Annotated in this window: 1 protein-coding gene; it reads left to right on the forward strand. The window is 47.7% G+C overall.

The window, feature by feature from the left end; genetic code table 11:
* Positions 1–2,668 (forward strand): bifunctional [glutamate--ammonia ligase]-adenylyl-L-tyrosine phosphorylase/[glutamate--ammonia-ligase] adenylyltransferase (glnE, locus tag R7O12_RS23595; protein ID WP_318126456.1); only part of this gene is annotated, 2,668 nt, incomplete at its 5' end.
* Between the last annotated feature and the right edge of the window lie 130 nt (positions 2,669–2,798).

The raw sequence follows: 2,798 nt of genomic DNA on the forward strand, positions 1-2,798 counted from the left end.
ACCAACGATGTTAAGTGAGCTTAGCCGACACCAAGCTTATCGCACCCGTCTGGCCGCTTTATTGGCAGAATGCCCAGATGAAATCTCTGGTCATCGCGTTCTGCGTCAGTTCCGAAATCGAGAAATGGTCTACATCGCGTGGAAAGACTTCTTACATGCTTGGACACTTGAAGAGTCATTACGGCATTTGTCTCAATTGGCAGAGGCGATGATCTTTGAGACATACCAATGGCAATACAAAATTTGCTGCGCAGAATGGGGAACGCCAACAAATGCAGAGGGTGAAGCTCAACCGATGTTGATCATTGGGATGGGCAAGCTAGGCGGCGGCGAACTGAATTTCTCTTCCGATATCGACCTGATTTTTACTTACCCTGAAAACGGCGAAACCCAAGGTGCCCGCCGCAGTATCGCCAATGCGCAGTTTTTTACTCGTCTTGGTCAGCGGATTATCAAAGCACTCGATCAACAGACGTTTGATGGTTTTTGTTATCGCGTCGACATGCGGTTGCGTCCATTTGGAGAAAGCGGCCCGTTGGTAATGAGCTATGCCGCGTTGGAAGATTACTACCAAGAGCAAGGACGGGACTGGGAACGTTACGCGATGATCAAAGCGCGCGTGATGGGATGCGAAATGTATCCGCAATATCAAGAGCTACGCAAAATGTTGCGTCCGTTTGTGTTCCGTCGTTATATCGACTTTAGTGCGATTCAGTCGTTGCGCCGCATGAAATCAATGATCAGCAGTGAAGTGCGACGTCGCGGTTTAACCAACAACATCAAGCTGGGTGCTGGTGGTATTCGAGAAATTGAGTTTATCGCGCAAGTTTTCCAACTGATTCGTGGCGGGCGAGAGCCATCTTTGCGCAATCGTGGCTTGCTCGAAACCCTAAGTGGTATTGAAGAGCTTGCACTGTTAACCCCGCAAGAAGTCAGCAATCTGGAAGCGGCATATAAATATTTACGCCAGCTAGAAAATCTACTGCAAGCAATGGCAGACAAGCAGACTCAAACGCTGCCCGATTGCGACATTGAGCGTTTAAAACTGGCAACTGCGATGCAGCTAGAGTCGTGGGAGCTGCTCATCGAACAAACTCAGCAGCACATGAACAAAGTGCATCAAGTATTTGAAACCTTGATTGGTGACGACGAAGAAGATGAGGGCAGCACGATTGCTCGTCATTTCCATGAATTATGGGATATGGCCAATAAACAAGATGTGCTAGAGCTGATTTTAGAGCAGGACATTCAAGTTGAAGAGCCCGCCATATTCTCTAAAGCTATCATCAACTTTAAAGCCGACTTGGCCAAGAAAACGCTCGGCCCCCGTGGGCGAGAGGTCTTAAACCGCTTGATGCCAAAAGTGTTTGACGCGGTGTTTGCCCACCCAGACGCTCAATTTGGTTTACCGCGAGTATTGCACTTGCTGCACAATATTTGCACGCGCACGACGTACTTAGAATTGTTGGATGAACACCCTGCTGCATTGGTGCAGTTGGTGCGCTTGTGTACCGCAAGTCCAATGATTTCCGAACAGTTGTCTCGTTATCCAATCCTTCTGGATGAGTTGATAGATCCTCAACAGCTGTACAATCCAATTCCACTCGATAGCTATCGCACGGAATTGCGCGATTTCCTTGCCCGTATTCCCGAAGATGATATGGAGCAGCAAATGGAAGCGCTGCGTCAGTTTAAGCAAATTTGTATTCTGCGTATTGCCGCAGCGGATATCGCTGGCGTGCTGCCAGTCATGAAAGTAAGTGACCACTTAACTTATCTAGCAGAAGCCATTGTTGAAGCGGTGGTCAGCCAAGCGTGGCTTCAAGTGTCTGAAAAATACGGCGAGCCAACACACGTGAAAGACCGTGAAGGCAAAGGCTTTGCCGTGATCGGTTATGGTAAAGTCGGTGGATGGGAGTTGGGCTACAACTCAGACTTAGATATCGTCTTTATGCACGACTGCCCAGTTAATGTATACACCGATGGGAAGAAGGAAATTGACGGTCGTCAGTTCTACCTTCGTTTAGCACAGCGCATCATCCATATTTTCTCAACCCGCACCGCATCAGGCATTCTATACGAAGTGGATACTCGCTTACGTCCTTCTGGGGCGTCCGGCCTGTTGGTGAGTCCAACCGATGCGTTTGATGATTATCAACATCAAGATGCGTGGACTTGGGAGCATCAAGCTTTAGTGCGCGCTCGCATGATTTATGGTGATCAACCATTGGCGATTGCTTTCCATAACACCCGTCATGATGTGTTGTGTAAACCGCGTGATGAGCAAACGTTGAAAAAAGAAGTCGTCGAGATGCGCGAAAAAATGCGCGATCATTTAGGCGGTAAGAAATCTGGTCGCTTCATGATCAAGCAAGACGTCGGTGGTATTACCGATATCGAATTTCTGGCTCAATATTTGGTGCTTAACTATAGTCACGAGAAACCTAAGCTTACGCGTTGGTGTGACAATGTCCGAATATATGAAACGCTAATTGCTCAAGGTGTCATGGAGGAAGACCAAGCGATGCAACTGATACGCGCGTACACGACGATGCGTAACGAAATACACCACAGAAACCTGCTTAATTTGGATGCTGATGTGGTTGAAGATAAGTTTGTTGCAGAAAGAGAATGGGTGAAGCAAGCATGGAACCAGTGGTTCGCCTAAGTAGAAGTAGTGCTCAAGGTTCAGCCTAGAAAAAGGCTGTGCTAAACTCACCACGATTTAATTTTTGGAGACCAACAATGAAACCAATTCTACCTGATTACAACAGCGCTGGTGTGCTCATCATCGGTGA

This window comes from Vibrio sp. Vb1574 (assembly GCF_033338675.1).